Raw genomic sequence first — 2,853 nt, 5'->3', positions numbered from 1 at the left:
GAGCTGGTGCGGAGCCATCGGCATAGCGCAGCGCCAGATCCCGTCGCGGGTTGCAGGTGAAGGCAAACTCCGATGGTGTTTTCCATCCGAGTTGCGAGTGAGGTCGCGTATCGTTGTAGTCGGCCCGACAATGTCCGAGTTCGACGCGGGCCTGGGCCAGCGACGTGAACAGCGTCTCGTTCAACAATTCGTCTCGGAGACGGCCATTGAAGCTTTCGATGAAGGCATTCTGCGTCGGCTTGCCGGGCGCGATGTAATGCCAGGCGACGCGGCTCTGATCGGCCCATGTCAGGATGGCGTTGCTGGTCAATTCGGTGCCGTTGTCGCTGACCACCATTTTGGGCTTGCCGCGCTCGATGATCAGCCGGTCCAGCTCCCGCGCCACCCGGGAGCCCGACAGCGAGGTGTCGGCCACCAACGCCAGGCATTCGCGCGTGCACTCGTCGACCACGGTCAGAATGCGGAAGCGGCGGCCATCGGTGAGCTGGTCCGAGACGAAGTCGAGCGACCAGCGGTCATTCGGCGCTATCGGCACCACCATCGGCGCCCTGGTCCCGAGCGCCCGCTTGCGGCCACCACGGCGACGGACCGCGAGCCTCTCTTCCCGGTAGAGCCGGAACAGTTTCTTGTGGTTGACCAGATAGCCCTCCCGCCTGAGCAGAACATGCAGGCGCCGATAGCCGAAGCGACGGCGCACCTCGGCAATCGCTCTCATGCGTTGGCGTAGGGCCGCGTCATCCGCCCGGGTCGTCCGATATCTGATGGTCATGCGGCAACAGCCGATGGCTTTACACGCCCGCCGTTCGCTCATCTCGTGGGCCTCCATGAGATGGGCGACAGCTTTCCGCTTGGCCGCGGGCGTCACCACTTCTTTCCCAGGAGGTCCTTTAACGCAGCATTGTCCAGCATGGCGTCGGCCAAAAGCCGCTTCAGCCGCGTGTTCTCATCCTCCAGCGTCCTCAGCCGCTTGGCCTCCGATACCTCCATCCCGCCAAACTTGGCTTTCCATTTGTAGATGCTGGCATCGCTGACGCCGTGCTTCCGGCACAGATCGGCAACCGACACGCCAGCTTCGTGCTCCTTCAAAATCCCGATGATCTGCTTCTGTATTCGGTCTGCTTCTGTCAATCCCTTAAGAGCGCGTGCCGCGGGTACCTTGCTTCTGTTCGTGGTCGGCAAAGCCGCCACACGATGGGATTCGGTTGAATGGTCGGTTCAAGCTCTTCGGCGTAGTCACCCGACCTGGAGGGCGGACGCCACGACAGATCATACGAACTCGACCATCCCCACGCCCCGCGACGGGCGTCTCTTGGGATGACGATGGCGTCCTTACGCCACCGCCGTCCATCGGAATTCGGTTCCATCAACCCACATTCGGTGAAGGACGACAGCCATCTTTCTGGCCAGCGCGACCTTCGCACGCTTGCTTCCTTGCCGGTGGGCAACACGCACCGCCCAGGCCTTCATCGGAGACCATCGGGTTGATGGCCTGAGAACGACGTTGGCAGCTTCGAACAGGGCTGTGCGCGTCTCTCCATCTCCGACTTTTGTGATCCGTCCCACCCGATCAACCTCGCCAGATTGGTATCGCCGGGGCGTCAACCCGAGATAGGCGCCGACAGATTGGGAATGCAGGAATCGCCTAGGATCGTCCACAGTGGAGCGGAAGGTCAACGCAGAGACCGGGCCGATCCCTGGCATCGTCATCAAGAGCCGACAAGCCGGGTCACTGCGCACGGCCTTCAGAACCAGACGATGCAGTCGGGCGTACTCCCGCATCAGCGCTTCGCGTCCGGCAAGCAGTGGATTCATGATCGCCTCCAGCAAGGCGTCATCGCCGACCAACTCACGAACTCGCGTCGAGAACAGAGTCCGCGAGACGATTCCGACTTTGAGACCGAGCGGACGCAGAAGTCCGCGGATGACTTGCTCTGTGGCAGCGATGGAGCGGACGATATGCTTGCGAGCCGCGGCCAGCGTCCGCGCCCTTTGGCTGCCGATGCTCTTGACGTGAACAGGCTTGAACCATCCCGTTCTCACCACCTGCGCGATCCCACGGGCGTCATTCCGATCGGTCTTCACCGGCATGGCCGAAAGCGCCGCCTTACCTTGGCGGGCTTCCAAACTGACGGCCGGCAGCCCCAGTTCGATTAGATTTGCGGTCAGCCATTCTGACGTCGGTCCTGCCTCAAGGCCCACCCGTTCAACTTGACCAGCCCATGGTTCGAGGTACTGCACAATCGATGGCGCGTCCGCCAACGTCGTTCCCTCCCGGATAAGCTTTCCGGTCTCGTCCACCGCACATACCGCAACGGAATTCAGCGAAACATCGAGGCCGACGTAGATCATGACGTTTCTCCTTCGGATAGAGTTGGTCCATGATCGTCAGTCAAAACGTGCCGCGCAGCAAATAGGTCAGGCGATCGGGACCGAATACCCCATCTCTTCCGTAAAGCGGCTGCGCTTCATGCTCTGGTCCTCATATGGCCAGAGCGAACTTCAATCTGGATTAAGTCCAGGGGGCAAGGTCACTCCGCCATTGAGCCCATCATCGGACACCTGAAGGCCGAAGGGCACCTCGGCCGGTGCTATCTCAAAGGCCGCGCCGGCGATGCCGCCAACGTCGTCCTCTCAGCTGTCGGCCACAACTTCCGCCGCATCCTTGCCTGGTTCAGAGAACTTTTGTGCCTGTTGCTGGTCTCGCTCGGGCACACGCTCAACTGTCCAGCTTCTGTCGAGCGATCACTTCTCGGTCGATGGCACGCTGATCGAGGCCTGGGCCTCGATGAAGAGCGTCAAGCTCAAGGAAGGCTCGGGCGAGCCGCCAGCGCAAGGCGGCGGGCGCAATGCCGA

Annotated in this window: 2 protein-coding genes and 2 pseudogenes; 2 read left to right on the top strand and 2 right to left on the bottom strand. The window is 61.7% G+C overall.

Annotation, left to right across the window (positions count from 1 at the left end):
* A protein-coding gene (locus I6F21_RS37390) for an IS3 family transposase (RefSeq protein ID WP_225184342.1) occupies positions 1–1,128 on the bottom strand; the annotation gives its coding sequence in 2 pieces (ribosomal slippage) (positions 1–879 and positions 879–1,128; 1,129 coding nt annotated over the 2 pieces). This gene is flagged as partial in the annotation.
* A 201-nt stretch (positions 1,129–1,329) separates the two neighbouring features.
* Positions 1,330–2,349 carry an IS110 family transposase gene (locus I6F21_RS37385; protein ID WP_225184341.1) on the bottom strand — a complete coding sequence of 340 codons (1,020 nt, stop codon included), beginning with the start codon at positions 2,347–2,349 and terminating at the stop codon, positions 1,330–1,332.
* A 183-nt stretch (positions 2,350–2,532) separates the two neighbouring features.
* Between I6F21_RS37385 and I6F21_RS37380 the strand changes: the two are divergent.
* Together I6F21_RS37380 and I6F21_RS37375 are read left to right on the top strand one after the other, a co-directional pair.
* Positions 2,533–2,691, top strand: a pseudogene (locus I6F21_RS37380) (IS5/IS1182 family transposase); the annotation flags it as partial.
* 34 nt (positions 2,692–2,725) lie between these two features.
* Positions 2,726–2,853, top strand: a pseudogene (locus I6F21_RS37375) (IS5/IS1182 family transposase); the annotation flags it as partial.

It is taken from the genome of Bradyrhizobium sp. NBAIM03 (assembly GCF_020194055.1).
Taxonomy (GTDB): Bacteria; Pseudomonadota; Alphaproteobacteria; order Rhizobiales; family Xanthobacteraceae; genus Bradyrhizobium; species Bradyrhizobium yuanmingense.
This window is presented reverse-complemented; position numbering and strand designations above follow the sequence as displayed.